Annotated in this window: 27 protein-coding genes and 1 tRNA gene; 17 read left to right on the forward strand and 11 right to left on the reverse strand. The window is 56.8% G+C overall.

Going from position 1 to position 24,644, the window contains the following annotated elements:
* Window positions 1-3 precede the first annotated feature (3 nt).
* Entirely contained in the window at window positions 4-201 is a 198-nt protein-coding gene (gene lptM / locus RRU01S_RS21960) for an LPS translocon maturation chaperone LptM (protein ID WP_045232362.1), read from the reverse strand.
* Window positions 202-296: 95 nt separating this feature from the next.
* Window positions 297-1,697: an argininosuccinate lyase gene (gene argH / locus RRU01S_RS21965; protein ID WP_045232363.1), complete on the reverse strand. Its 1,401-nt coding sequence runs from the start codon at window positions 1,695-1,697 to the stop codon at window positions 297-299.
* A 24-nt stretch (window positions 1,698-1,721) separates the two neighbouring features.
* Between argH and tlpA the strand changes: the two genes are divergently transcribed.
* Window positions 1,722-2,390 carry a thiol:disulfide interchange protein TlpA gene (tlpA, locus tag RRU01S_RS21970; RefSeq protein WP_045232364.1) on the forward strand — a complete coding sequence of 223 codons (669 nt, stop codon included), beginning with the start codon at window positions 1,722-1,724 and terminating at the stop codon, window positions 2,388-2,390.
* Window positions 2,391-2,402: 12 nt separating this feature from the next.
* On the opposite strand, the gene RRU01S_RS21975 is transcribed toward tlpA, so the two are convergent.
* The 7 genes from RRU01S_RS21975 to RRU01S_RS22005 form a co-directional block, all read right to left on the reverse strand.
* Window positions 2,403-3,284 (reverse strand): 3-hydroxybutyryl-CoA dehydrogenase, encoded by an 882-nt coding sequence (locus RRU01S_RS21975; protein WP_045232365.1) that lies wholly within the window; start codon window positions 3,282-3,284, stop codon window positions 2,403-2,405.
* Window positions 3,285-3,403: 119 nt separating this feature from the next.
* Entirely contained in the window at window positions 3,404-4,333 is a 930-nt protein-coding gene (locus tag RRU01S_RS21980; protein ID WP_045232366.1) for an electron transfer flavoprotein subunit alpha/FixB family protein, read from the reverse strand.
* A gap of 24 nt (window positions 4,334-4,357) precedes the next feature.
* A complete protein-coding gene (locus RRU01S_RS21985) occupies window positions 4,358-5,104 on the reverse strand; it encodes an electron transfer flavoprotein subunit beta/FixA family protein (RefSeq protein WP_045232367.1) in 747 nt (248 codons plus the stop codon).
* Window positions 5,105-5,286: 182 nt separating this feature from the next.
* Window positions 5,287-6,063, reverse strand: coding sequence for a rhomboid family intramembrane serine protease (locus RRU01S_RS21990; protein WP_045232368.1), 777 nt, complete (start codon window positions 6,061-6,063; stop codon window positions 5,287-5,289).
* A gap of 21 nt (window positions 6,064-6,084) precedes the next feature.
* Entirely contained in the window at window positions 6,085-6,672 is a 588-nt protein-coding gene (locus RRU01S_RS21995; protein WP_045232369.1) for a cob(I)yrinic acid a,c-diamide adenosyltransferase, read from the reverse strand.
* An 18-nt stretch (window positions 6,673-6,690) separates the two neighbouring features.
* Entirely contained in the window at window positions 6,691-6,888 is a 198-nt protein-coding gene (locus RRU01S_RS22000; RefSeq protein ID WP_042619921.1) for a twin transmembrane helix small protein, read from the reverse strand.
* Between the two features lie 65 nt (window positions 6,889-6,953).
* Complete coding sequence (locus RRU01S_RS22005; RefSeq protein WP_045232370.1) at window positions 6,954-7,787, reverse strand: SDR family oxidoreductase; 834 nt, start codon at window positions 7,785-7,787, stop codon at window positions 6,954-6,956.
* 182 nt (window positions 7,788-7,969) lie between these two features.
* Between RRU01S_RS22005 and RRU01S_RS22010 the strand changes: the two genes are divergently transcribed.
* A complete protein-coding gene (locus RRU01S_RS22010; RefSeq protein ID WP_045232371.1) occupies window positions 7,970-8,878 on the forward strand; it encodes a YihY/virulence factor BrkB family protein in 909 nt (302 codons plus the stop codon).
* Here the strand turns inward: RRU01S_RS22010 and gluQRS are convergent.
* A complete protein-coding gene (gluQRS, locus tag RRU01S_RS22015; RefSeq protein ID WP_045232430.1) occupies window positions 8,849-9,730 on the reverse strand; it encodes a tRNA glutamyl-Q(34) synthetase GluQRS in 882 nt (293 codons plus the stop codon). The two genes, RRU01S_RS22010 and gluQRS, sit on opposite strands and share 30 nt — an antisense overlap.
* A gap of 60 nt (window positions 9,731-9,790) precedes the next feature.
* Between gluQRS and RRU01S_RS22020 the strand changes: the two genes are divergently transcribed.
* Both RRU01S_RS22020 and RRU01S_RS22025 read left to right on the forward strand, forming a co-directional pair.
* Window positions 9,791-10,438: a DNA-3-methyladenine glycosylase family protein gene (locus tag RRU01S_RS22020; protein WP_045232372.1), complete on the forward strand. Its 648-nt coding sequence runs from the start codon at window positions 9,791-9,793 to the stop codon at window positions 10,436-10,438.
* Between the two features lie 100 nt (window positions 10,439-10,538).
* On the forward strand, window positions 10,539-11,096 hold the full coding sequence (locus RRU01S_RS22025) for an HNH endonuclease (RefSeq protein WP_045232373.1): 558 nt from the start codon (window positions 10,539-10,541) through the stop codon (window positions 11,094-11,096).
* An 8-nt stretch (window positions 11,097-11,104) separates the two neighbouring features.
* Here the strand turns inward: RRU01S_RS22025 and RRU01S_RS22030 are convergent, their stop codons facing one another.
* Entirely contained in the window at window positions 11,105-11,620 is a 516-nt protein-coding gene (locus tag RRU01S_RS22030) for a disulfide bond formation protein B (RefSeq protein WP_045232374.1), read from the reverse strand.
* A 253-nt stretch (window positions 11,621-11,873) separates the two neighbouring features.
* On the opposite strand from RRU01S_RS22030, the gene RRU01S_RS22035 reads away from it, so the two are divergent.
* From RRU01S_RS22035 to RRU01S_RS22100, 13 genes are all read left to right on the forward strand, one after another.
* A tRNA-Leu gene (locus tag RRU01S_RS22035) sits at window positions 11,874-11,958 on the forward strand.
* 83 nt (window positions 11,959-12,041) lie between these two features.
* The gene (locus RRU01S_RS22040; protein ID WP_045232375.1) at window positions 12,042-12,347 is read left to right on the forward strand and encodes a DUF6538 domain-containing protein; all 306 of its coding nucleotides are present in this window, start codon (window positions 12,042-12,044) and stop codon (window positions 12,345-12,347) included.
* 449 nt (window positions 12,348-12,796) lie between these two features.
* Window positions 12,797-14,116, forward strand: coding sequence for a hypothetical protein (locus RRU01S_RS22045; protein ID WP_045232376.1), 1,320 nt, complete (start codon window positions 12,797-12,799; stop codon window positions 14,114-14,116).
* The gene (locus RRU01S_RS22050) at window positions 14,113-14,901 is read left to right on the forward strand and encodes a COG3904 family protein (RefSeq protein ID WP_045232377.1); all 789 of its coding nucleotides are present in this window, start codon (window positions 14,113-14,115) and stop codon (window positions 14,899-14,901) included. The genes RRU01S_RS22045 and RRU01S_RS22050 overlap by 4 nt, the downstream gene beginning before the upstream one ends.
* Before the next feature lie 992 nt (window positions 14,902-15,893).
* On the forward strand, window positions 15,894-16,493 hold the full coding sequence (locus tag RRU01S_RS22060; RefSeq protein WP_045232431.1) for a cupin domain-containing protein: 600 nt from the start codon (window positions 15,894-15,896) through the stop codon (window positions 16,491-16,493).
* Window positions 16,494-16,619: 126 nt separating this feature from the next.
* On the forward strand, window positions 16,620-17,561 hold the full coding sequence (locus RRU01S_RS22065) for an ABC transporter substrate-binding protein (protein WP_045232379.1): 942 nt from the start codon (window positions 16,620-16,622) through the stop codon (window positions 17,559-17,561).
* 185 nt (window positions 17,562-17,746) lie between these two features.
* Entirely contained in the window at window positions 17,747-18,544 is a 798-nt protein-coding gene (locus tag RRU01S_RS22070; RefSeq protein ID WP_045232432.1) for an ATP-binding cassette domain-containing protein, read from the forward strand.
* A complete protein-coding gene (locus RRU01S_RS22075) occupies window positions 18,541-19,581 on the forward strand; it encodes an ABC transporter permease (RefSeq protein ID WP_045232380.1) in 1,041 nt (346 codons plus the stop codon). Before RRU01S_RS22070 ends, RRU01S_RS22075 begins: the two co-directional genes overlap by 4 nt.
* A 2-nt stretch (window positions 19,582-19,583) precedes the next feature.
* The gene (locus tag RRU01S_RS22080) at window positions 19,584-20,672 is read left to right on the forward strand and encodes a phosphotriesterase family protein (RefSeq protein WP_045232381.1); all 1,089 of its coding nucleotides are present in this window, start codon (window positions 19,584-19,586) and stop codon (window positions 20,670-20,672) included.
* Window positions 20,673-20,703: 31 nt separating this feature from the next.
* Window positions 20,704-21,474, forward strand: a complete 771-nt coding sequence (locus RRU01S_RS22085) for a glutamine amidotransferase (RefSeq protein ID WP_045232382.1) — start codon at window positions 20,704-20,706, stop codon at window positions 21,472-21,474.
* 3 nt (window positions 21,475-21,477) lie between these two features.
* The gene (locus tag RRU01S_RS22090; RefSeq protein WP_045232383.1) at window positions 21,478-22,392 is read left to right on the forward strand and encodes a ribokinase; all 915 of its coding nucleotides are present in this window, start codon (window positions 21,478-21,480) and stop codon (window positions 22,390-22,392) included.
* Window positions 22,389-23,231 (forward strand): BtpA/SgcQ family protein, encoded by an 843-nt coding sequence (locus RRU01S_RS22095; protein WP_045232384.1) that lies wholly within the window; start codon window positions 22,389-22,391, stop codon window positions 23,229-23,231. The genes RRU01S_RS22090 and RRU01S_RS22095 overlap by 4 nt, the downstream gene beginning before the upstream one ends.
* Window positions 23,228-24,517 carry a Zn-dependent hydrolase gene (locus tag RRU01S_RS22100; RefSeq protein ID WP_045232385.1) on the forward strand — a complete coding sequence of 430 codons (1,290 nt, stop codon included), beginning with the start codon at window positions 23,228-23,230 and terminating at the stop codon, window positions 24,515-24,517. Before RRU01S_RS22095 ends, RRU01S_RS22100 begins: the two co-directional genes overlap by 4 nt.
* Window positions 24,518-24,644: the final 127 nt, after the last annotated feature.

Here is a 24,644-nt window from a genome sequence, read left to right on the forward strand (position 1 = left end):
ACCTTACAGGAGCTTATCGAGAATAAAGGGCCGTTCCGGTGTCGCCTTCGCTTTATCGCTGGACGAGCGGATGTTGCGCTGCTCTTTCGGCGTGCTCGGCGGATCGATGTCGCCTTTGCGACCGCAGCCGGAAAGAGCAAGGCTAACGGCAAGCGTTACGCCGAGGGGAACGATGAAATTACGCAGGGTTTTTGAAAGCATGGGCCTGTCCAAAGGAAATCTCTGCATTGCTGATATCGAAAAACAGGGCACTTGTGCACCCTGTTTCTTTTGATGCTGACATAACGCCAGACTGATCAGTTCTTTGCGCGCCACCAGGCGATCTGCTTGCGCACTTCCGAAGGTGCGGTGCCGCCAAAGCTGGTGCGGCTGGCAACGGAGGCTTCCACCGAGAGAACATCGAAAATGCCTGCTGTGATCGCCGGATTGATCGACTGCAACTCTTCCAACGACAGATCGGCCAGATCGCAGCCTTTTTTCTCAGCCAGTGCTACTGCATGGCCGGTTGCGTGGTGGGCATCGCGGAAGGGTAGGCCTGCCTCGCGCACCAGCCAGTCGGCCAGATCGGTCGCCGTTGAATAGCCCGAGCCTGCGGCGTCGCGCATCTTATCGACGCGCACCTCGAGGTCACGGATCATCCCGGTCATTGCTGCAATCGCTAGTTCCAGGCTCTCGGCAGAATCGAACACCTGTTCCTTGTCTTCCTGCATATCCTTGGAATAGGCGAGCGGCAGGCCCTTCATGATGGTCAAAAGTGCGATCAGCGAACCATTGATACGACCCGTCTTGGCACGCACCAGTTCGGCAGCATCAGGGTTTTTCTTCTGCGGCATGATGGAAGAGCCGGTTGAAAACGCATCGGACAGGCGGATAAAGCCGAACTGCGGCGTCGACCAGATGACGATTTCTTCGGCAAGGCGCGAAAGGTGGGTCGCGCAGATGGAGGCGATGGACAGGAATTCTAGCGCAAAATCACGGTCCGAAACGGTATCGATGGAGTTGCGGGTCGGCTCGCGGAAGCCCAGCGCATTGGCCGTCATGTGTCGGTCGATTGGGTAGCCGGTGCCTGCGAGGGCCGCGGCACCAATCGGGCTTTCATCCATATGCTCGATAGCGTGGCGAACACGGGCGCGGTCGCGCCCGAACATCTCCACATAGGCCATGCAGTGATGACCGAAGGTTACCGGCTGTGCCGTCTGAAGATGGGTGAAGCCCGGCATGACGGTGTTGGCATGTTCCTGGGCGCGGTCGAGAAAGGCTGTGATCAGGGCTGTCAGCATGCCCTCGGTCTTTTGAAGCTCTTCCTTGACCCACAGACGGAAATCGAGGGCCACCTGGTCGTTGCGCGACCGGGCAGTGTGCAGACGTCCAGCGGCGGGACCGATGAGGTCGGCAAGGCGCGCCTCGATGTTCATGTGGATATCTTCGAGCTTGCGCGAAAACTGGAACGAGCCTGCCTCGATCTCTGACTGAATCGTGTTCAGGCCGTGAATGATCTTGTCTTTATCTTCGCCAGAAATAATGCCCTTTGCGGCCAGCATGGTGGCATGCGCTATTGAGCCGCGGATGTCCTGAGCATAAAGCTTCTTGTCGAAGCCGATAGAGGCATTTATCTCTTCCATGATAGCTGAAGGACCGGAAGCGAAACGTCCGCCCCACATCTGGTTGGAGGATTTTTGTTCGATGCCGTCAGCCATTCTTCGCCTGCCCTGGAGTATTCGATGACAGAAAAAACGCCTTTCAGGCTTCCTTCCGCCAGACTTGTTGCAATTGCCGCTATCGCCGGTGTCGTCTGCGGTGCGGGTGTGGTGGCGTTCAGGCTTATTGGGTCTGAGGGTCAGGTTCAAGGGGCAGCAGTGGCGCAAGCGGGTTTATGTGAGGGTGCAGCCAAGCGCATAGCCTCGTTGAAGCCGCTTCTAAAGGGGCAGGTCGCCGCCATGTCGGCCAATGAACGCCCTCGTGTCGTGCCGCTGTCTTTCAAGGGACCTGATGGTGCGGCCATGACCGAGGCCGATCTCAAGGGCAAGGCGGTTCTTCTCAATCTCTGGGCCACGTGGTGCGTGCCCTGCCGCGAGGAAATGCCCGCGCTGAACGCGTTGGAGAAGGAAAAAGGCGGCGATGGATTCGAGGTCGTCACCGTCAACATCGATACTGGCGATGACGAGAAGCCCAAAACCTTCATGAGCGAATACGGCATCGATTCGCTCAAACTCTACCGGGACAGCACGATGGGCGTGTTCAACGCCTTGAAAAAAGAAGGCCTTGCCTTCGGGCTTCCGGCAACCCTTCTCGTCGATGATAAAGGCTGCCTTCTCGCATCCATGAATGGACCTGCCGCATGGGACAGCCCCGATGCCAAGTTGCTGGTCGATACGGCCAAGGCGCCGTAACGCCCTGTGACATTACCGCGTCGGAACGGGTGTTTCGCCGCGGTAATCGTAAAAGCCGCGACCGGATTTGCGGCCAAGCCATCCCGCTTCGACATATTTGACCAGCAGCGGGCAGGGGCGATACTTGCTGTCTGCCAAACCATCATGCAGGACCTGCATGATCGACAGACATGTGTCGAGGCCGATGAAGTCGGCCAGTTGCAACGGTCCCATCGGGTGGTTCGCGCCAAGCTTCATGGCCGTATCGATGGCTTCCACCGAACCGACGCCCTCATAGAGCGTGTAGATGGCTTCGTTGATCATTGGCAGGAGAATGCGGTTGACGATGAAGGCCGGGAAATCTTCGGCGACGGTGATAGCTTTATCCAGCGACCGCACGAAATTCTTGGCAGTCTCAAAAGTCTGTTCACCGGTTGCAATGCCGCGCACCAGTTCCACCAGCTTCATTACTGGCACCGGGTTCATGAAGTGGATGCCCATGAACTGTTCCGGGCGGTCAGTGGCCGAAGCAAGTCGTGTAATCGATAGAGACGATGTGTTTGTCGCCAGAAGCGCTTCGGGTTTCAGGACCGGGCAGACCTGCGCATAAATCTTACGTTTGGTGTCTTCGTGTTCGGTGGCCGCTTCGATGACCAAATCCATGGCCGCGAGATCGTTGACATCGGAAGAACCCCCGATCAGCGAGAGTGCTGTCTTGCGTTCCTCGTCCAGCATCTTGCCGTTGCTCACCTGGCGGGCGAGGTTGCCGTTGATGGTAGCAAGACCTGCCTCGATACGATCCTTGGCCAGATCGTAGATGTGGACCTTGTAACCGGCCAGCGCCGAAACATGCGCAATGCCGCATCCCATCTGACCGGCTCCAATAATACCGACATTCTTGATAGGGGCGGCCATGATGTGGTTCTCCTGTAGGGCATGTTTTGAGCGCTTGGCTCTGCGGCGATGTTACGCGTATTGTCGAAAAACAAAAGCGGCGCGTTCAAAAAACGCGCCGCTTTTAAAGTGAGAACAGATCAGAGCGCTTTTTCAAGCTCAGGCAAAGCGTCGAACAGGTCTGCCACGAGGCCGTAATCGGCAACCTGGAAGATCGGCGCTTCCTCATCCTTGTTGATGGCGACGATGACCTTCGAGTCCTTCATGCCGGCCAGATGCTGGATGGCACCGGAAATGCCAGCCGCGATGTAAAGCTGCGGTGCCACGACCTTGCCGGTCTGGCCAACCTGCCAGTCGTTCGGCGCGTAACCGGCATCGACGGCAGCGCGCGATGCACCAACGGCAGCGCCCAGCTTGTCTGCCACGGGAAGAAGGACTTCCTTGAACTTTTCGGCGGAACCCAATGCGCGCCCACCGGAGATGATGATCTTTGCCGATGTCAGTTCAGGGCGGTCAGATGATGCCAATGCGTCCGATACGAAGGTGGAAACACCCGGGTTTTCAGCAGCGGAAACAGCTTCTACAGACGCGGAGCCTCCAGCTTCTGCATGTGCAAAGGTCGAGGTACGAACGGTGATGACCTTTTTCGCATCACTTGCCTGAACCGTCTGAATGGCGTTACCGGCATAGATCGGGCGCTTGAAGGTATCAGGCGAGACGACTTCGATGATTTCAGACACCTGCGCCACGTCGAGGAGAGCTGCCACGCGCGGCAAAACGTTCTTTGCCGATGCCGTGGCAGGCGCGATGATGACATCGTAGGAGGCGGCGAGCGAAACGATCAGCGCCGCCAGTGGCTCGGCCAGCTGGTTGGCATAGGATGCGTCATCGGCAAGCAGGACCTTGGAGAGACCGGAAAGCTTTGCGGCTTCGTCGGCGGCGGCCTTGGCGTTGGAACCGGCAACGAGAACGGTGACATCGCCGCCGATCTGTATCGCTGCCGTCAGCGTCTTTGCCGTCTGGTCGGAAAGGGTCGCGTTGTCGTGTTCTGCCAGAAGAAGAATGGCCATGGTGAAATCTCCCTTTCGCGTTTTTTAGATGACGCCGTCAGCTTTGAGCTTCGATACCAGTTCGGCAACCGAACCAACCTTGACGCCAGCCTTGCGGCCTGCCGGCTCCTCGGTCTTCAAGACTTTGAGGCGCGAGGCAATATCGACGCCGAAATCGGCAGGCGTTTTCTTGTCCAGAGGCTTCTTCTTGGCCTTCATGATGTTGGGCAGAGACGCATAGCGCGGCTCGTTCAAGCGAAGGTCCGTCGTGACAACTGCGGGGAGCGTGAGCTCAACCGTCTGCAAACCGCCGTCGACTTCGCGGGTGACGGCAACTTTGCCATCTGATGGTTCGACCTTGGAGGCGAATGTGCCCTGTCCCCAGCCCAGAAGCGCTGCCAGCATCTGGCCGGTCTGGTTGCTGTCGTCATCGATAGCCTGCTTGCCAACGATGACGAGGCCCGGAGCCTCGGCTTCAACAACGCCCTTCAAAAGCTTGGCGACGGCCAAAGGCTCGACGGCCTCATCGGTCTCGATCAGGATGGCGCGGTCGGCACCCATGGCCAGCGCGGTACGCAGGGTTTCTTCTGCCTTTGCCGGACCGATGGACACGACAACAACTTCTTCCGCCTTGCCCGCTTCTCTCAGACGAAGGGCTTCCTCGACGGAAATTTCATCGAACGGGTTCATCGACATTTTGACGTTGGCCAGCTCGACGCCTGAACCATCCGCCTTGACGCGGATTTTGACGTTGTAGTCCACCACACGCTTTACAGGGACGAGGATCTTCATCGATAACCTTCCTTCAACTCCTGACCATCAAGCGAAACGCCGAACGGTCCTCCTAATTCATCAAGTTGCGACATGGATACGCATTTTTCCCGTAAATTCAACGGAGCAATGCTCATGATCTCATGCGCGTCGCGGATATCTTACGTTAACGTGAACGTAAATATCAATCCTTGTTCCAATCTTCATCGGATACCATCGAAAGGTCGTTCCGTTTGCGACACGACAGCCGCTTGCGGGCCCTGATTTTTATGCTGGACCGCCCGCGGGGTGACGATCGTGCGGTCGAACAGCGGAACGCCTGGTCTGCGCAGAAACAACACCAGAATAACGCCAGCAACAATGCCACCGACATGCGCGCCCCAGGACACCCGGTCCTGCATGCCGAACAGGAACATGAAGAACTGTTGCCCGACCCAGAGCGCCAGCGGAATGAAGGCAGGCAAGGGGATGGGAATACGCATGAATACCAGAATCCAGACCCGGACTTTGGGATGCAGCAAAAGATAGGCGGCGACGACGCCCGATACCGCACCTGACGCACCGATCAGCGGTCCTTGCGACGAGGGCGAGACAAATCCGTGAAACAATGCGCCCGTTGCCGCGCAGGCGAGGTAAAACAGAAGAAAACGCAGATGGCCGAAGGCATCTTCGACATTGTCTCCGAACACCCAGAGAAAGAGCATGTTGGAAGCGAGGTGCCAAAAGCCCAGATGCATGAAGGCATAGGTGAAGACGGTCATCTGGTCGGGGATGAATTGCAGTGCCGGGTCGAGCTGCGCGTAGTCGAATACAACAGCGGGAACGAAGCCGAAGCCCAAGACCGCGGCGTTTCCGGCCTCATCGCTGGCAAAGACGCCGAACAACAACCAGACAAGAACATTGGCCGCGATCAGCGACATGGTGACATATTGCAGTTTGATATGCTTGAGCGAGTTCGCATCGTGAAGTGGAATGAACATGCGAAACGCCCTTGCTGCGGATTAGCGGTTCTTGCCCGGAACCCACAATATGTCTGGAACGTCCGAATTCACCGCATCATTGGCAAACCGGGCCGCCACGAACAGGAAATCGGAGAGCCGATTGATGTATTTCAGCGCAGCAGCGCTCACAACCTCACCCTCCATCTTGGAAAGTTCGACCATCTGACGCTCGGCACGTCGCGAGATGGTGCGGGCAAGATGAAGATAGGCAGCGGCCGGCGTGCCGCCGGGAAGAACGAAGGATTTTAGTGGCGAGAGATCGGCGTTCAGCGCATCGATTTCGTTTTCCAGACGCGTTACCTGCGCGTCTATGATCCTCAACGGCTCGTAGGATAAAACCTCACCGGTGTGCGGTGTCGCCAAATCGGCACCAAGGTCGAAAAGATCGTTCTGGGCGCGAAACAACATGGCATCCAGCTCTGTAAGGCCTGATGTGTGAAGGCGTGCGATGCCGATGGCGGAATTTGTCTCGTCCACGGTGCCATAGCTTTCGACGCGCAGATCGTGTTTCACGCGGCGCGGGCCTGACACGAGCGCCGTGGTGCCGTCATCGCCGGTGCGGGTGTAAATCTTGTTCAGCTTGACCATGGTATGCCTCTAAAACTCTTATCGTCCGCCGCCGGTCAGCCACAGGACAAACATGATGAGGATGATGGCGATGGCCTGTAACAGAAGGCGCAACTGCATCAGCTTGTTGGATTTGTTGGCATCCGTGCCTTTGAGCATGTTGAACAGCCCGCGTATCAACACGAGCACCACCAGACCCATCACGATGACCGCAAGGACCGTTGCGAAACTGGACATGCTCTACCCTCCCGAAAATGCCGTGTAGTGTTACGTGCGTTGTAGCTGATTGGATCGTGGGAGCGCTAGTCGAACTTGCGCAACAGACGGTAAAACAATCCGGCAGGCAAAAGCCGCTTTAAGATCATGGCCTGCTTGGCGGGCGCGGTGACGAGATAGTGTGGTTTGGGGCGCAGCGCCGTCAAGGCATGCTTGAGTTCTGTGTAGACGGCATCGGGACCAAGCTTGTGCTTGTTCTTCGGCCCACTGTCATCCAGCCGCGCAAGTTGGCGCTTATAGTCTTGCGCGTGGGCTGAATTTTCGAGGTCGATATTGCCCTTGATATGCGCCAGCGCCGTTGCGGTGAATTTCGAGGCGATCGGGCCCGGTTCGATGAGGCTGACATGAATGCCGCTGCCCTGAAGCTCCATGCGCAACGTGACCCCCAAACCCTCGATCGCGAATTTCGACGCGGTATAGGCGCCCCTGTAACGGTAGGGCACAAGGCCGAGAATGGAAGAGCAATGAACGATGCGACCTTGCCCGCGCCGTCTCATGAAGGGAATGACACGGCAGGTCAGATCGTGCCAGCCGAACACATTGGTTTCGAACTGCTGGCGCAGCACATCTACGGAGATGTCTTCGACGGCACCGGGTTGGCCATAGGCACCGTTGTTGAACAGCGCATCGATCCGTCCGCCCGTTCTGGCGGCCACTTCATCTACCAAGGCCGCGATAGTGTCCGGCTTGGTGTAGTCCATCAGCAGGGTTTCGATGCCTTGTTGTTCGAGCGCCAGCATATCTTCTGCCCGCCGCACCGTCGCAAAAACCCGCCAGCCATCCCCATGAAGCGCTTGGGCGCAATAGGCGCCAATTCCAGAGGAGCAGCCGGTGATGATGATGACCGGTTTTTCAAGCATGGAAAGTCTTTCCTAAGATCGGCGTCGTATAAGGGGTGCCCAGCATGGGTGTTGAATTCAGTAGCGCGCAATTCTTCTCGTATGCGTGGAACCGGTGCATGGTCTCACGCGCTGTACAAGCGGTGCTTGACTTCCCATATCTCGCCATGGGTTACAAATGAAATGTCGATTGAGGAGGTGACATGGTTGCCGCATTGGACATCGTCCGCAAAGTCGCCTTGGATGCCTATTTTCACTTTGCCGAAGATGACGGCTGGGCAATGGCAAGTCACGTTGCGCTTTCCATCCTCCTTGCTTTGTTTCCCTTTCTGATTTTCGGAACGGCGCTGGCCGGTTTTCTGGGTGCAGACCAGTTTGCCGAAACGGCCGTCCACATCATATTCGACACATGGCCCGAGGCCATCGCAGCACCGCTTGCAGCCCAGGTACAACAGGTTCTGACCATTCCCCGCGGCGGATTGCTGACGATCTCGGTTCTCGCCGCTGCCTATTTCGCCTCCAACGGCGTCGAAGCGATCAGAATTTCGCTCAACCGCGCCTATCGGGTCAGCGAGACCCGCTGGTGGTACGTCACGCGCCTGCTCAGCCTGTTCTACGTCGTCATCGCGGTAACGATCTTCACCGTCATCAGCATCGTCCTCGTTGCTGTTCCCGTGGCCTTGTCTTTTGCCGAAACGCGTTTTCCCTTGCTGAAAGGGTTTCTGGAAACGGTCTCCAATCTCGGGCTCTATGGAACGATTATCGTTCTGGCTGTCGGCCTTGCCGCTGCGCATTTGTGGCTGCCAGCAGGGCGACGCCGCATATGGGACGTGCTGCCGGGGATCGTCCTGACATTGCTGTTCTGGATCATCGGCGCAGCGATATTCGCCTATTATCTGGCGACCTTCGCCAATTATGCCGCAACCTATGCCGGTCTGGCGTCGGTCATGATCGTGCTGGTCTTTCTCTATATGGTCGGCGTCATCTTCATGCTGGGTGCCGAGGTCAATGCGGCCTTAATGAAGTACCGCATCCGGCACATCATCAAGGCTGGTATCCACAATGGTAGCTTAAGAGAGGCATTAGACGCCGAGGAGGCTGCGGATATCTGAGGGTGAAACGCCGCTCTCCCGCAAGGTTCCGAGGCAGGTGCTGCCGATGCTTTTGGAAAGCTTTTTGCCATCATCATCCAGCACGAGACGATGGTGATGATATTCCGGCACCGGGAGCGCCAACAGGTCCTGCAACAACCTATGGACTGAAGTTGCGTGAAACAGGTCCATGCCTCTGACGACATGGGAAACCTCTTGGCGAGCGTCGTCGAGAACGACGGAGAGGTGATAGCTCGATGGCGCATCAGAGCGTGACAGGACCACGTCTCCCCATGCTGCTGGATCGGCCTTGACGGTGGTTTTCATGCCGCTGCCGGTCTCGTCCCATTCGAGCGGGTGTCGAAGTCTTGCCATCGCCTCATTCATATCCAGCCGCCACGCGTGTTTCACCTTCGAAGACAGAAGGTCAGAAACCTCTTGCCCTGACCTCTGTTTATCGAGCGGGGGGTAAAGGGGAGCGCCATCAGGGTCGCGTGGCCACGCTTTCCCATCTGCTTCATAGTCTTTCACGAAAGCCTTCGTCTCGCTGCGGCTCATGAACGAAGGATAGGCCAATCCCATTTCGATCAGTTTTTCCAGTCCTTGTCGATAGTCCCCGAAATGCTCTGACTGTCTGTGCACGGGCGTCTCCCAGGTCAGGCCAAGCCATGCAAGGTCGGCATAAATCTCCTGCTCGAGTTCAGGCGTACAGCGCGTAAGATCGATATCCTCGATGCGCAAAAGGAACCGCCCTCCCATCGCCTGTGCCATGTCACGATTGAGAATGGCAGAAAGCGCGTGGCCAAGATGAAGCCGCCCGTTGGGGCTGGGGGCAAAGCGAAAAACCGGTTTTTGACCTGAAAGCAAAGACATGGTTTCTTCTGCCACGGTTTTCAGTGCTTCGCCAAGGCGAACTCATGCGTGTGAGGTGCAGTGGTCAACATCATTCGAAATGCTGCCGATATCGAGGAGGGGCTGGCAAACCTTCTGCGGATCGACCCACGCCTGAAGGCGGTCGCCGTGAAGGCTGGGCCGCTGCCATTGCGGTTGAATAAGCCGGGTTTTGCAGGCTTGGCCCATATCATCGTTTCTCAGGTGGTGTCGCGCGCCAGCGCCGATGCCATCTGGCGCAGGATGGCAGACGCGGTGGGGGAGATCACAGCGCAGAATTATCTGGCTGTAGTAACTGCCGAGGCCGCACAATTTGGCCTGTCACGTGCCAAGGCCAGAACGTTGCATGGTGTCGCGACCACCATTGCCGAGGGTAGACTAAACTTTGATGCGCTGAATGTTCTGGATGAGCGGGAAGCATTTGCCCGGTTGACGGCGCTCAGAGGCATCGGTCCATGGACCGCGCAGGTCTATCTGATGTTCTGCGGCGGGCATGCGGATATTTTTCCATCCGGCGATGTTGCACTCCAGGCAGCCGTAGCGCACGCGTTCCAGATGAATGCGCGCCCGAGTGGGAAAGAGTTGAGCGAGATGGCGTCTCTCTGGTCGCCGTGGCGCTCCGTGGCGGCCCGGCTTTTCTGGGCTTACTACGCGTCGATGACGCAGCGGGAGGCCGTTCCGATCGCCTGAAATAAGCCTTTCTTTCAGCGCTTCATTTATGGGCTTCACAATCCTGTAACAACAGACTTAATATACAAGATGTAGATGCAGAATCGGTCAGGAGACGCCCTTGACGATTGCCGTTTCACCACAGGCCTTGCCTGCGCTCGTTTTGAACGCAGACTACCGGCCACTGAGTTATTATCCCTTGTCGTTGTGGTCCTGGCAGGACGCGATCAAGGCCGTGTTTCTTGACCGTGTGAACATCATTGCAGAATATGATCACGCGGTATGTTCACCCAGTTTCTCCATGCGGCTGCCGAGTGTCGTCAGCCTCAAGACCTATGTTCAGCCTACACGAAATCCCGCCTTCACACGCTTCAACGTGTTTTTGCGGGATAAATTCGAGTGCCAATATTGTGGATCGCACGAGGATTTGACCTTCGATCATGTCATCCCGCGCGCGCATGGCGGCGAAACGACATGGCTGAACGTCGTTGCGGCCTGTTCGCCGTGCAATCTGAGAAAAGGAAGCAAGCTACCCAAGATTGCCGGGATGATTCCCCACCAGAAGCCGTTTCAGCCAACAGTGCAGGACCTCCACAACAACGGTCGCTCGTTTCCGCCCAACTATCTGCACGAAAGCTGGATGGACTATCTCTACTGGGATACCGAATTGCAGCCGTGACCGTCGGCTCAAGCGCTCTTGCGGCTAGCGCCAAAGAAGGCGATGCCCGCAAGCACGATGCTGGCAATCACGTTCCAGCCGGCAAAGGACAGACCCAGAACTCGCAGTGCCGCATCATTGCATGACGGCGGCTTGACGGCGTTGAGGTCGCTCAGCAAACTTCCGGCATTGGTGGTAATCGATGGCGCGCCCGTGGAGCATGTGATGGGCCCTGGCCAGAAACCCCATTCCACGCCCGAATGATAGACGCCAAGACCGGCGCCGATCACCATGGCAAGGCCAACGATGATGAGTGCTGCCCGCGTGACCCAGACCGGCAGCTTGAAAAGGCTGGCTGCAATGGCCAGAATACCAATGGGAATGGCGTAATAATAGGGATCGCGCTGCAAAAGGCAAAGTGCACAAGGCGTATAGCCGCCAATATGCTGGAAGCCGAGCGCCGATCCCACGGTGAAAATCATTCCTGCTGTCACTAGGATGGCAGACGTGCTGCGGGTTTTCTCAGCGGAAACTGAACGTGCCATGATCTGTCCTTAACATTCGACGCGGGATTTAAAAGCACCTGATCAGGTGGAAAACAAGGCGGGATGCGGCATTGTTGAAACGCCAAGCAAAGCCTCTAATCCAGTCTCATCTCGCTTGCAAATCCTTCGTTGAGCGTTGACATATCTGCCGCAAACAAAGTTTCGTGAAATCGAAATTTTCGCAAAAATCGGTTGACCTAGCACAGTCGGTTCGTATAGTCCGCCGCATACCAAGGAATACGATTCCAGAGTTGCCCCTTTGGCGGAATTGGTAGACGCGCCTGACTCAAAATCAGGTTCCGAGAGGAGTGCTGGTTCGATTCCGGCAAGGGGCACCAAAAACATCATTGTAATTCAAATACATGATGCGTTTTCAATAGGTTAAACTTCCATCTGCTACAGCGAACTGCTACAGCGAGGCATGGAAGACGTGACAATTTACCCTTGGTTGACCCTCAGAAATCGCACATATTATCTGCGCGCACCCGTGCCAGCGGACATCCGTAAGTCGCTGGGAAAAAACAAAATCTTGAAATCTTTTGGGATACAGGACAGCCGAGAGGCGGTTGAGAAGTTGCACATCCAGAGCGCTGTCGTTACCGAGACTTTCGAAAATGAACGCGGGAGTAAAGACGCGTCTCAGCCGCCGCTAGAGGAGCTGACGGATCCTCAGATCAAGATCATCAGTGATGTCCATTTCACCCATCTGCTGGATAATAATGAATAGCGGCGGCTGAGCGGTACAATGCCCCTGACTGGATAGAAGTCCTCGATAAGGATAATCGGAGAGGCAACCGAGGTTTTATCTTGGGATGGCCCCGGGCTTCGCTCTGTCAGTGCATTCGCTTCACCAGTCGTCCGAACCTCGTTTTCGGCGGCGCAAAGAAGAACCGCCTCTCCGTGGCGAGCAGCCACTCGGTCTATGCATTTTACGTGGAAACACGCGGCAATGTCTGATCGTCACCGCTTCGATATCAACTGAAGCGGGGGGCTGAATTTCGGGCACTCGCCGTTCTCTTCGAATCAGAAAAGACATACCGCAACTGTTTTCACGCACAAATAACTGAAAGTTGATCGGCCATGGTGCACTGCAGAAGCCTCATATTTCAGCAGCCTTGAATTCGCCGAATTTTAAGTCAGTGTTAAGGAATACATTCCTTTTTTTGGAGATCGGCCATGGCGCTTGGCGCATCGCATCGCTTGCAGGAAAGCCTGGCGGCGGTCGAAACGATGACACGTTTCGCCCTTGCCGTTCTCGCACTTGCTTCTGGCGTCTACACCTATCTGGGTGTGCGCAGCATTCTGGACGGTTCGCCGACGGCGGTCTTCTTTGCTGCCATCATCTACTCCGCCTCTGTATCCGTCGGCATCTATGCATTCTGGTCATATATGGCGCGGTTTTATCCGCACGTCACCAGTCGTTCCAGCCGCACCGCCATGTTGGCGGTGATGGCCGTTGGCTGCGTGATGATCCTGGCCATGTCGAGCTGGTTGAATGCTGCCGCGTTGGCAGGATCGGCGGCACTGGAACAGCATCTTGCGGAAACGGTCGAGGATTACACGGAAGATCTGGATCAGGCACACCAGAATGCGCTGGCAGCACAGAGCCTGTTGCCTGACATTCAACGCGCCAAGGAGCGTTTCACCCAGCTAGCGGCATCCGAACGACAGTCTGGCGCGCTGACCGGAACCACTGGCTCCGGCAGTGTCGTCTCGCTCCTGTCGCAGATGTCGTCACAACTGAACGAACTGGAAAACGGCATCAATGCATCGCGTGAGCAGGTTACCAACCTGTTCAACGAAGGCCAAAAACGCCTCGAGACGATGCGTGGTCTCGTCTCGGCACCCGGCGTCGTCGAACCGCGCGCCGACAAGTTCTCGTCGGAAGTCGTGGCCCTGACAGGCGTCATTGCATCGTTGGGGCAAACCTCGATCGCTCCCTCCATCCGCCGTGCGGCCGACGATCTTTCGCTCGGCTTCATCGCTCCGATCCCCGACGGCGGCGAACAGGATCTGATCAGCCGTCAGGATCGCGTGATGGAAACCATCCGTGCCTCGGTTGCTGCGCAATCCAAGGTGTTGTCCGACGCTGCCGACGAAATTCTCTCGCGTGCTCCTGTGGCTGAGCGGCGTTTCGTGCCGCTCTCGTCGGCGGAAGCCGTTCTGCGTTATGCTTCCGACTTCATTCCCGCATGGGCAGGGGCCATTTCCATTGATCTGTTGCCAGGTGTCATGGTGTTCATTCTGGCCGTGGTGAATGGTGCAATCCGCAGGCAGGAAGAGACCATGCCGTTCGCCGAACGGATCACCGTGGCAGAACTGATGCAGACGCTGGCGATGCAGAAGGCCATCGCCGCTGAAACCATGTCAGCCACCGAAGTGCAGGCCACAGAAAATGCCATTGCAGAAGCCGAAGACAATAAGGACGACACGGAGACAAACAACATCACCAGTCTCGGTCTGAACAAAACACCCCGCAAAGGTCCGGCGACATGAAACCGGCATCCGCGCTTAAGGCCGTGATCAGCATGGATGACGGCGTGCTGATGCGCGGCGCCTTCTACGTGCTGCTGGCGGCAGCGGTCGCCTTTCTGGTGATCGACATCCGGGAGATCAGCACGGCCGAAGCGGCACGACCAGGTCTTGAAACATTGCCGGACGTGCCGACTTTTCTCCCTCCGACGACCGCGCCAGGAGCGCCTGGCGCGCCGCCAGTCCAACCTTCAAGCCCGGAGGAAGTCTTGCGCAAGCCGATGACATTCAATCTTGTCTCGGGTGGCGTGCTCGTTGCCGAAGGCACTATCGACCCCGGCGCAGCTGGCCGCTTTGCCAACGAGGTCGAGGCTCGTGGCGAGTATATCAAATTGATCTCTTTGAACTCACCGGGAGGTTCGGTCGATGACGCCATTGCGATGTCCAAGCTGATCCGAGAGAAGAATATCGCCACGAAGGTCGCGGAAAAGGCGCTCTGCGCCTCCTCCTGCCCAATCGTCTTTGCGGGTGGCGTGACACGATCGGCAGAAAAGGATGCCGTGGTGGGCGTGCATCAGGTGTTCAATGGTGGCATTGAGCGCCCGTCACCGGACCAAGCGATGTCCAGTGTTCAAGCAACCACCGCGCGCGTCGCGCGACACCTCGACGAGATGGGTATCGGCGCCGGTTTATGGATCCACGCGCTGGAGACCCCGCCCAACCAGCTCTATTATCTGACACCCGCAGAAATGGCGAAATACCGGCTGACGACCGACGCAACCCCTGCGGCGACACCAGGCGCTGGCTGATGTTCGATCAGATGTCGAAACCCGGTGGCTATATCCACAAAACCTCGAAGAGGTGACCTTTACAACAGGTAATCTGACATGTGCGGCGCATCGTTTGCGCGGAGCAGCGATCTTGTTTTTTGTTCTGCCGCGTCGCGTTGAATTGGTTCCACGGTCGGGATCCCGTGCCATTCGATCGCGTGATGCGCAAGATGAATAGGGACATGGATACCTGTGTCCGAATGCCTTGTTGAAGCGCTCTTGATGCTCAGGGTCGACCAAGACAATCGGATATTGGCCCGCGATATCAACGATACGGAACCGCTGCAGACGAAACGTGACCTTCGTCTGTTTGTAAAGGAACGCTGGAGGGCTCGCGCGACGTTCAACCCGCTCTCGCTTAAGCGGTCGCACCTGCCTCGACTATGCGCCATCACTGCCCAGAGATATGCGTATTAAACCGCGGCGCTTTGAGCGGAAACTGGGCTCGCATGGCGCTGCTTCTCCCTCAGAAACCAAGCCAAGGGAAACCCAAAATTCAACGCCGATTGACACGAGGACTCCCGGTCGCGCGATTTGGGACTACGATGTTGAGATTGACGCCCATCGGCCATCATCATGTTCTCAGGACAGTCAGATTGAGCTATCCAATGCTAAGAAAAGCTAGCTTTTCGAAGTAGAGGTCGAGCTTAAGCTGAACTTACCTAGGGTCACATATATTGAAAGTATATGTTATATATCAGAAAGTTAGATCGAAAATCTTTAGGCGCGGTTGGTTCGTTCCACTCTAGGCGAAGAGGCTCCATCCTATTCGTGGCGTAGCCGAAAGACGATAATCTGACTTCTCGTAGCAAGCAAATATCTCGTGGCATTCAACTGACTTGATCCAGATGAAAGTTAGGTGGTAGTCGTGTCACCACAGTGTCGAGTGATCCTTGGAGTGCTCATGCCGACATCTGAGTTGCTTCCGGCAACTGATAGAAGAAAAACACATGAAGGGCGATTTAGCACTGATGGCAGCAATTCACGATGACGCCGTGGCGCAGACCGTAAATCCAGCCCGGTTGGGGATGCGGTTGCGACTGGCGCGTCAGACGCGGGGGATGACGTTGAAGGCTCTTGCCGATGCCGCCAACTGCTCCGAAAGCCTGCTCTCGAAAATCGAAAACGGCAAGGCATCACCTTCCTTGCCGATGTTGCATAGGCTTGTGGGCGCGCTCGATACAAATATCGGCTGGATGTTTGAAGAGTCTGACGATGAGGAGGGCATCGTCTTCCGGTCAGGCACGCGACCGCTTATCGCGCTTGATCCTTTGCGACGCGGCGAGGGAATTTCACTGGAACGAATTATCCCCTATTCAGCGGGTCATTTGCTTCAGTGCAATATCCACCATATCGAGGAGGGTGGAGAAAGCGCTGGCCCAATTCAGCATGCGGGTGAAGAAGTTGGGTATCTTCTGGTGGGTGCGATCGAGCTGATTGTCGATGGAAAAAGCTATATGCTCGCGGCCGGCGATGCCTTTGTCTTCAATTCCGATCTACCGCATCATTATCGCAATACAGGCCATGAGCGGGCCAGCATTTTCTGGGTCAATACGCCCGCCACATTCTGAATTCCTGCTTCCGGAAAGTTCAATTCAAGAGACTTGACAAAAATTCAAGTCTCTTGAATTATGTCCTTGTGCTTAAGCGCCTGATGGTCTGGTTAAAGGCCATTCCGAAAAACAAGGGGAACCCGAATGCGCCTTTCCAGATTTTTGATCCACAGCACCGCAGCCGCCGCTATGACGCTGGCTTTCGGCGTCGCATCCGCCAGCGCAGACACATTTGCGCTCGTTACCATCAACCAGCAGGCTTTGTTCTTCAATCAGATCAATGACGGTGCTCAGAAGGCCGCAGACGCTGCCGGAGCGAAACTGGTGATCTTCAACGCCAACAATGTGCCTGCCGCACAAAATGATGCAATCGAGAACTACATTACCCAGAAGGTTGACGGCATCATTCTGGTCGCCATCGATGTCAATGGCGTGAAGCCAGCCATTACGGCTGCGAAGACAGCGGGCATCCCCGTCATCGCCATCGATGCGCAAATCCCAGATGGTGATAATGTCGCCTTCATCGGTGTCGATAACGCCAAGGCCGGTGAAGATATCGGCAAGTTCTTTTCCGATTATGTGAAGGCCGACATGAGCGGCACAGCCAAGACCGGCATTGTCGGAGCCCTCAATTCCTTCATTCAGAACCAGCGTCTCGATGGCTTCAAGAAGGCTGTAATGGATGGTGGCCAGAAGGTTACCTTCCTCGATACGGTTGATGGACAGAACCAGCAGGACGTTGCGTTGGGTGCTGCTGAAAACCTGATGACCGCCAATCCGGATATGACGACGATCTATGCTACAGGTGAACCGCAGTTGATCGGCGCCGTCTCGGCCGTCGAAAGCCAGGGCCGTCAGAAAGACGTCAAGATATTTGGCTGGGACCTGACCGCACAGGCAGTGAAAGGCATCGAAGAAGGCTGGGTCACCGCCGTCGTTCAGCAGGATCCAGCAGGCGAGGGCAAGGCTGCCGTCGAAGCGCTGACCAAGCTGAAAAAGGGTGAAACCATCGAACCGATCATCAACGTTCCAGTGACGATCGTCACCAAGGACAACGTCGCCAAGTTCAAGGACATGTTCAAGTAAGCCCGCTTCTTTCGGCCAAGGCCTACCCTCATCTGGCTATTGGCTATCGTCTCCCTGCTCGCGGGGAGACGGAATTCGCGGCACTCCCCGTCATTACCCTTTCGCGTTCGCGGGTTTAGGGTGTGGGGCGGTTGAGCTGCAAAGATGCGATGTTTCTTGAAGCCCTTATGAACAGGAACGCCACCATGACCGACGGCGAAACATACCGTGTCCGGATGACCGGTATTTCGAAACGCTACAACCCAATTCAAACGCTGGACAACGTCTCGCTAAGCCTCAAGCCCGGCGAAGTTCTGGGTCTGGTCGGTGACAATGGTGCCGGAAAATCGACGCTGAGCAAAGTGCTGTCAGGTGCCGTCATTCCCGATAGCGGCACCATCGAGATCGACGGCAAAGCCGTTTCTTTCTCCTCGCCCGCCGATGCACGCGCCTCTCATGTCGAGATGGTCTATCAGGACCTGTCGCTCTGTGACACGGTCGATGTTGCGGGCAATCTGTTTCTCGGCCGCGAACCGCGCCGTCATATTCTGGGCATGTCTTTTCTCGACAAGAAAAAAATGCACGGTCTGACGCGCGAGATGCTCGACCGTCTCGGCATCGTTATCGCCGATACCAGGCTCAAGGTCGAAAACCTGTCGGGCGGCCAGCGCCAGTCGATCGCCATCGGCCGTGCCGCATCGTTCGAACCCAAGGTTCTCATCATGGACGAACCGACGGCGGCGCTTGCTGTAGCCGAGGTCGAGGCGGTGCTCGAACTTATCCGCACGGTCAGCGCACGTGGTGTCAGCGTCATTCTCATCACCCATCGCTTGCAGGATCTGTTCCTCGTCTGCGATCGTATTCAGGTCATGTATGAAGGGCGCAATGTCGCCGAACGACTGATTGGCGAGACCAGTATCGAGGAGGTGGTCAATCTGATCGTCGGGCGCAAGTTCTCTGCCCGTTCCGCCCGGCACGGCAATGAAAACGGAGTTTCAGCATGAGCATGCCCTCATCTCAAAGCGGTCCGTCTCAGGCCGGGCATTCTGGTTCGCACGTGTCGCCATCCCGGCTGCGCAAGGCGACGCTGTGGGACAAGTTGCTGGCCAATGGCAGTGTCGTCTCCATTGCCCTTTTCTTTGTCGTCGTCTGCGTCGTCTTTTCATTCATCACCGATGCCTTTCTGACGGCACCGAACCTGCTCAATATCATTCGCCAGTCGGCACCGCTGCTGATCGTTGCCGCCGCCATGACCTTTGTGATCACTACCGGTGGCATTGATCTGTCGGTCGGCTCGGTGCTGGCACTCGTCGCCACCTTGTCGGCAACGGCTCTTCAGGCCGGGCTCGCATGGCCACTCGTCATTCTGGTGATGCTGTTGTTGGGTGCGATCATTGGCGCGATCCAAGGCTTTTTCATCGCCTATGAGCGTATCCCAGCCTTCATCGTCACGCTCGCGGGCCTCTCCGTCATCCGTGGGTTTGCGCTGCTCATTACCGGCGGTTACTCGATCCCCGTTGATCCAACCAGTTTCTTCAACGTCATTGGCCGGTCCTGGTTTCTGGGCGTTCCGGTGCCAGCATGGATTGCGCTATCGATTTTGCTGATCGCCTATGTCACCTTCAATGAAACGCCCTTCGGCCGCTATGTCACAGGGATCGGTGCCAATGCCGAGGCTGTGCGTCGTGCGGGCATCGACACCCGCTTCGCGACGATGTTCGTCTATATCCTCTCCAGCACGGCCGCAGCACTCGCCGGTATTATCGTTACTGCCCGTCTCGGCTCAGGCTCTTCCAATGCAGGCCAGGGCTTCGAACTCGAGGTCATCGCCGCTGTGGTTCTTGGGGGAACCAGCCTGTTTGGTGGACGCGGCACAATCGTCGGCACGGTGCTGGGTGCGCTCACCGTTGCGGTCATCGCCAATGGTCTGATCCTCGCACATATGTCGCCGTTCCTGACGCCAATCGTGACCGGCACCATCATCCTGATCGCCGTTTGGCTCAATTTCCGCCTGTTCCGTGGCGCAGTCAGGGGCAAATAAATATGGATCATCTGTTCGATATGACACCCAGAGGGCGAGCGGAGATTGGCGTCAAATCTGGAACGGTGATGACGGTTCTCGGACCTGTGCCAGTCGCTGACATGGGCATCACCCTCATGCACGAGCATATCCTGCTCGATGGTGCCAAATCCTGGCGCTGCCCCTGCCATCCCGAAGCTCAAGCCATCGGCGAGCAAAAGGTCAGCATGGAGATCATCGGCGAACTGCGGATGAACCCCTATATGAACCGCGATAACGTCTCGCTGGATGACAGCGACTTGGCGCTATCTGAACTGACGCGGTTTCAGGCATTGGGCGGGCACACGGTCGTCGATACGACCAATATCGGGATTGGCCGCGAACCTGCAAAGCTTGCCCGCATCGCAAAAATGTCCGGCCTGAAGATCGTTATGGGAACCGGTTTCTATCTTGAATTCAGTCATCCTGAGTGGCTGAAATCCATGGATGTCGATGAGGTCACCGAGTTTATCGTCAACGACATCGGCGGCGGTGAAACGCAGCCGGAGGTTATGGCAGGCATCATCGGAGAAATCGGCGTCAGCAAGGATTTTACCGCCGAAGAACGCAAGTCGCTGCGTGGCGCTGCGCGGGCATCGAAGATTACCGGCGTGCCACTGTCCATCCACCTGCCTGGATGGGAACGACTGGCTCACGAGGTTCTGGATGTCGTGGAGGAGGAGGGGGCCGATCTGCGCCATACCATCCTTTGCCACATGAACCCAAGCCATGACGATCTGCCGTACCAGAAGGCGTTGGCTGAGCGCGGTGCTTTCCTGGAATACGATATGATCGGCATGGACTTCTATTATGCCGATCAGGATGCTCAGTCCCCATCCGACGAGCAGAACGCCCGCGCCATCCGATCGCTGATCGACATGGGCTACGGCAACCGTATGCTGTTGTCGCAGGACGTGTTCATGAAAATCATGCTGACCCGTTACGGCGGCTTCGGTTACGGTTTCATCCTCAAGCACTTCCTGCCGCGCCTGAAGCGACATGGTGTCGAACAAGCCGCGATCGATCGGATGCTGATCGACAATCCGAAATCCGTTTTTTCCAGCGTGATCTGAAACGCTGATCGACATATCCAAGGAGTTTTTCATGTCCAAGTCCAAAGTTCTTCTCGCAGGCGAATCCTGGGTGTCTACGGCCACTCATATCAAAGGTTTCGACCAGTTTCCGACCGTTACCTATCACACCGGCGCGGACGAGTTGTTGGCCGCGCTCAAGGACAGCCCTTTCGACGTCCAGTTCATGCCAGCGCATGAGGCGCAGCGCGACTTCCCGCAATCGCTGGAAGCCCTGTCGGCTTATGATGCGATCATCCTGTCGGATATCGGTGCCAACACGCTGCTCTTGCATCCCGACACCTGGATTCACTCCAAAACCACACCAAACCGTCTACGCTTGTTGCGAGAGTATGTTCAAAACGGTGGCGCGCTCCTGATGCTCGGCGGCTATTACAGTTTCCAAGGCATCAATGGTGGTGCGCGCTACCGCAAGACGCCGGTCGAAGACGTGCTGCCGGTCTCTTGCCTTGCCTATGATGACCGTGTCGAAGTGCCTGAAGGTTTTGCGCCCGTGGTCACCGGCAATGCAAGCCACCCGATTCTGAAAGGTCTTGGAACGGACTGGCCCATCCTGCTCGGTTACAACGAAGTCACGGTGAAGGACGGCGCTGACGTTCTGGCGACGGTCTCGACGGACTATGGTTCGCAGCCGCTGCTGGTAACGGGAACCTACGGCAAGGGCCGCACGGTCGCCTGGACCTCAGATGTCGGTCCACACTGGCTGCCATCGAGCTTCATCGCCTGGCCGGGTTACAAGACCTTGTTCGAACAGATGCTTGCCTGGGCCACTGTGAAGGCCTGAACCATGCGCGTCCATGTCGTCGGCAATGTCTGTATCGACACCACATTCCGTCTCGACCGTTTGCCGGAAGCGGGCGAAACGCGCAATGCGGCGAGCCACACGGATGGTCTCGGCGGCAAGGGCGCCAATCAGGCTGTGGCCGCCGCACACACCGGAGCGCCGGTCACACTTTGGGCCGCCATCGGCAGGGATGCGAATGGCGGCTGGGTTCGGGATGTGCTGGCTGGCGAGGTCGACAACGCCTGTTTAACGGAGTTCGATCTGCCGACCGACCGTTCAACCGTGGCTGTCGACGCTACTGGTGAAAACATCATCCTCAGCGGCGTCTCTTGCGCCTTGGCATTTAACCCGCTGGGGCAGACCGATTTGGGTGAGACGATCGAACTGGGTGACATGCTGGTCATGCAAGGTAATCTTGCCTCTGCGATAACCGACGCCTGCCTGCGCGCTGCGCGGGAAAAAGGCCTGACAACAATTTTCAATGCCAGCCCGCTGGCGTTGGATGCGCAACCCCGGTTCGACAATGCGGACTTCGTCATTGTCAATGAAGGTGAGGCGCAGTCTATCTCCGGATCGCAACAGCCGGAAGATGCTGCCGCCAGGATCAGGGATCTTGGCGCAAGTTGCGTGATCGTCACGCTGGGATCGCAGGGTTGTCTTCTTCTCTCCAGTGGCAGCATCGAACCTGTTTATATCTCAGCCCCGGAAGTTGCTGTCGTGGATACCAGCGGGGCAGGCGATGTGTTGTGCGGCGTCTTTGCCGGATGCCTTGCTCGAGGGATGAGGCAAGACGCTGCTCTGCGCGTCGCTGTGGCGGCATCGGCGCTGGCGGTTACACGGGTAGGCACGCTCGCGTCTTGTCCCTCAGTCGAGGACATATCACTTCTCATCAAACAATCAGAAACGGAAAGCGCATGACACAGTCCTCAAAACCGGTTGGATCTGGTACCGGCGATGCGATCACTTCTCTCTTCGGACGCAGCAAGGCCGTCATCGGTGTCGTGCATTTGGCCCCCTTGCCGGGAGCGCCGCGCTACAGAGGGGAAGCTGTTGAGGATGTCTATCAACAGGGGCTGGATGATGCCCGCGCCTATCTCGAAGGCGGTTGCGATGGCGTGATCATCGAGAACCATGGTGATATTCCATTTTCCAAACCGGATGATATCGGTCCTGAAACTGCCGCCTATATGTCGGTCGTCTCCGATCGCATTCGCCGCGAACTCGGTCGGCCGATCGGCATCAACGTGTTGGCCAATGCGGCCATTCCCGCACTTGCTATTGCGAGTGCCGCGGGCGCTGGTTTCGTGCGCGTCAACCAGTGGGCCAATGCCTATGTCGCCAATGAGGGCTTCATCGAGGGGGAGGCTGCCCGCGCGATGCGCTACCGTGCGACGCTGCGCGCCAATGGGATCAGAATATTCGCTGATGCCCATGTAAAGCACGGTGCACACGCGATCGTCGCCGACCGTCCGGTCGAGGAACAGGTCAAGGATCTCGTCTTCTTCGACGCCGACGCGATTATCGCGACGGGGCAGCGTACGGGACACGTGGCAGATCTCAGCTATATCCGTATGATCAAGGAGGCCGCCGGATTGCCGACACTGGTCGGCAGTGGCGTGACGCTGGACAATGCCCGCGATATTCTCGACATCGTTGATGGTGTCATCGTTGCAAGTTCATTGAAGTATGACGGTGTGTGGTGGAACAAGGTTGAAAAGGCGCGGGTAACCGCCTTTATCGCTGGTCTGCGACCATGAAACTCTACACGCAGATCAACGGCCAGCGTCTGTTGAAACGTCTTGATGATTTCGCCGCAATCGGGGCAACGCCTGCGGGCGGCGTCAATCGGCAGGCTCTTTCGCCAGAGGACCGGACGGCGCGCTCTCTTCTGGCCAGTCTCGCCATCGAACGAGGCTTTGCAGTCTTTCAAGACGACATGGCCAACCTGTTCATTCGCCGCGAAGGGAAGAACAAGGCGAGCCCACCCTTCCTGATCGGCAGTCACCTTGACAGCCAGCCAACAGGGGGACGCTATGACGGCGCTCTGGGAACACTCTCCGCCTTCGAGGTTCTGGAGACGCTGGAAGATGAGGGCATCGAGACGGATGCCCCGATCGAAGTCGTTGCCTGGACCAATGAAGAAGGCAGCCGGTTCGCGCCTGGAACGATGGGCTCGATGGCATTTTCGCTCGGACAGATTCCGGAAGAATGGCACGGGCTTCGCGGGACGGACGGTGTGTCCTTTGATGATGCGCTGACTGAGACGCTCAGTGCGCTGCCCGCTGTGGAGCGACGTACGCTCGGTTTTCCGATATTGGGCTACCTCGAACTGCACATCGAGCAGGGGCCAATGCTCGAAAAAGAAAACATTCCGATTGGAATCGTCACCGGCGTACAAGGGACGCGCTGGTTTGAAGTCACGGTGACGGGGCAGGCGGCGCATGCCGGAACAACCCAACTGGCCTTTCGTCGCGATCCCATGGTCGTCGTCGCTTCTGCCCTACACGTGCTCCACAATACGATCATGCCATTGGACGACAACGCGCGCCTGACGGTCGGACGGATCGTCGCCTATCCCGGGTCGATCAATGCCATTCCAGGGTCTGTCAATCTGACGATGGACCTGCGCCATCCAGAAAGCGATCGTCTAGATGCGATCGAAGCCGAGGTTCTAAACTGTTTCCAGGCTGCGGCTACCGCCCAGTCCTGCCAGATTGATCTTCGCAAGACATTCGACATGCGCCCAGCCTCGTTCTCCAGTCTCGTCATCAATAGTGTCGAAGCCGCGGCCGGTGACCTTGGACTGGCTTTCAAGCCAATGGTTTCCGGCGCGTTCCACGATGCTCTCTACATCTCGCGCTTAGCGCCGACCGCGATGATTTTCGTGCCATGCAGGGATGGGCTTAGCCACAATGAAGATGAATATGTCGAACCCGAACACAGTGTCGCTGGCGCTCAGATATTGTTTCAATCAGCTATGAAAGTCTTGAATGCTTTAGCCATCAACTCGCTCAAACCGGAAACGAGGTCGAAACTCTCGTAGTCATTGCTGCGGGATTTTTGTTTGTCTAAGCGTTTAAGTTTTTGCGCGCAGGCTTGCTCTTCATTTACCATAGCTCATTCGCAATCATCCCATCAGAGCTTGCGGCTCGGAACCTGCCGAGCCGCTT

Source organism: Agrobacterium rubi TR3 = NBRC 13261 (genome assembly GCF_000739935.1).
Taxonomy (GTDB): Bacteria; Pseudomonadota; Alphaproteobacteria; order Rhizobiales; family Rhizobiaceae; genus Agrobacterium; species Agrobacterium rubi.

Coding starts and splice junctions, on each gene's coding strand:
- lptM (WP_045232362.1), bottom strand. CDS start 201: ATGCTTTCAAAAACCCTGCGTAATTTCATCGTTCCCCTCGGCGTAACG.
- argH (WP_045232363.1), bottom strand. CDS start 1,697: ATGGCTGACGGCATCGAACAAAAATCCTCCAACCAGATGTGGGGCGGA.
- tlpA (WP_045232364.1), top strand. CDS start 1,722: ATGACAGAAAAAACGCCTTTCAGGCTTCCTTCCGCCAGACTTGTTGCA.
- RRU01S_RS21975 (WP_045232365.1), bottom strand. CDS start 3,284: ATGGCCGCCCCTATCAAGAATGTCGGTATTATTGGAGCCGGTCAGATG.
- RRU01S_RS21980 (WP_045232366.1), bottom strand. CDS start 4,333: ATGGCCATTCTTCTTCTGGCAGAACACGACAACGCGACCCTTTCCGAC.
- RRU01S_RS21985 (WP_045232367.1), bottom strand. CDS start 5,104: ATGAAGATCCTCGTCCCTGTAAAGCGTGTGGTGGACTACAACGTCAAA.
- RRU01S_RS21990 (WP_045232368.1), bottom strand. CDS start 6,063: ATGTTCATTCCACTTCACGATGCGAACTCGCTCAAGCATATCAAACTG.
- RRU01S_RS21995 (WP_045232369.1), bottom strand. CDS start 6,672: ATGGTCAAGCTGAACAAGATTTACACCCGCACCGGCGATGACGGCACC.
- RRU01S_RS22000 (WP_042619921.1), bottom strand. CDS start 6,888: ATGTCCAGTTTCGCAACGGTCCTTGCGGTCATCGTGATGGGTCTGGTG.
- RRU01S_RS22005 (WP_045232370.1), bottom strand. CDS start 7,787: ATGCTTGAAAAACCGGTCATCATCATCACCGGCTGCTCCTCTGGAATT.
- RRU01S_RS22010 (WP_045232371.1), top strand. CDS start 7,970: ATGGTTGCCGCATTGGACATCGTCCGCAAAGTCGCCTTGGATGCCTAT.
- gluQRS (WP_045232430.1), bottom strand. CDS start 9,730: ATGTCTTTGCTTTCAGGTCAAAAACCGGTTTTTCGCTTTGCCCCCAGC.
- RRU01S_RS22030 (WP_045232374.1), bottom strand. CDS start 11,620: ATGGCACGTTCAGTTTCCGCTGAGAAAACCCGCAGCACGTCTGCCATC.
- RRU01S_RS22040 (WP_045232375.1), top strand. CDS start 12,042: ATGGAAGACGTGACAATTTACCCTTGGTTGACCCTCAGAAATCGCACA.
- RRU01S_RS22045 (WP_045232376.1), top strand. CDS start 12,797: ATGGCGCTTGGCGCATCGCATCGCTTGCAGGAAAGCCTGGCGGCGGTC.
- RRU01S_RS22050 (WP_045232377.1), top strand. CDS start 14,113: ATGAAACCGGCATCCGCGCTTAAGGCCGTGATCAGCATGGATGACGGC.
- RRU01S_RS22060 (WP_045232431.1), top strand. CDS start 15,894: ATGGCAGCAATTCACGATGACGCCGTGGCGCAGACCGTAAATCCAGCC.
- RRU01S_RS22065 (WP_045232379.1), top strand. CDS start 16,620: ATGCGCCTTTCCAGATTTTTGATCCACAGCACCGCAGCCGCCGCTATG.
- RRU01S_RS22070 (WP_045232432.1), top strand. CDS start 17,747: ATGACCGACGGCGAAACATACCGTGTCCGGATGACCGGTATTTCGAAA.
- RRU01S_RS22075 (WP_045232380.1), top strand. CDS start 18,541: ATGAGCATGCCCTCATCTCAAAGCGGTCCGTCTCAGGCCGGGCATTCT.
- RRU01S_RS22080 (WP_045232381.1), top strand. CDS start 19,584: ATGGATCATCTGTTCGATATGACACCCAGAGGGCGAGCGGAGATTGGC.
- RRU01S_RS22085 (WP_045232382.1), top strand. CDS start 20,704: ATGTCCAAGTCCAAAGTTCTTCTCGCAGGCGAATCCTGGGTGTCTACG.
- RRU01S_RS22090 (WP_045232383.1), top strand. CDS start 21,478: ATGCGCGTCCATGTCGTCGGCAATGTCTGTATCGACACCACATTCCGT.
- RRU01S_RS22095 (WP_045232384.1), top strand. CDS start 22,389: ATGACACAGTCCTCAAAACCGGTTGGATCTGGTACCGGCGATGCGATC.
- RRU01S_RS22100 (WP_045232385.1), top strand. CDS start 23,228: ATGAAACTCTACACGCAGATCAACGGCCAGCGTCTGTTGAAACGTCTT.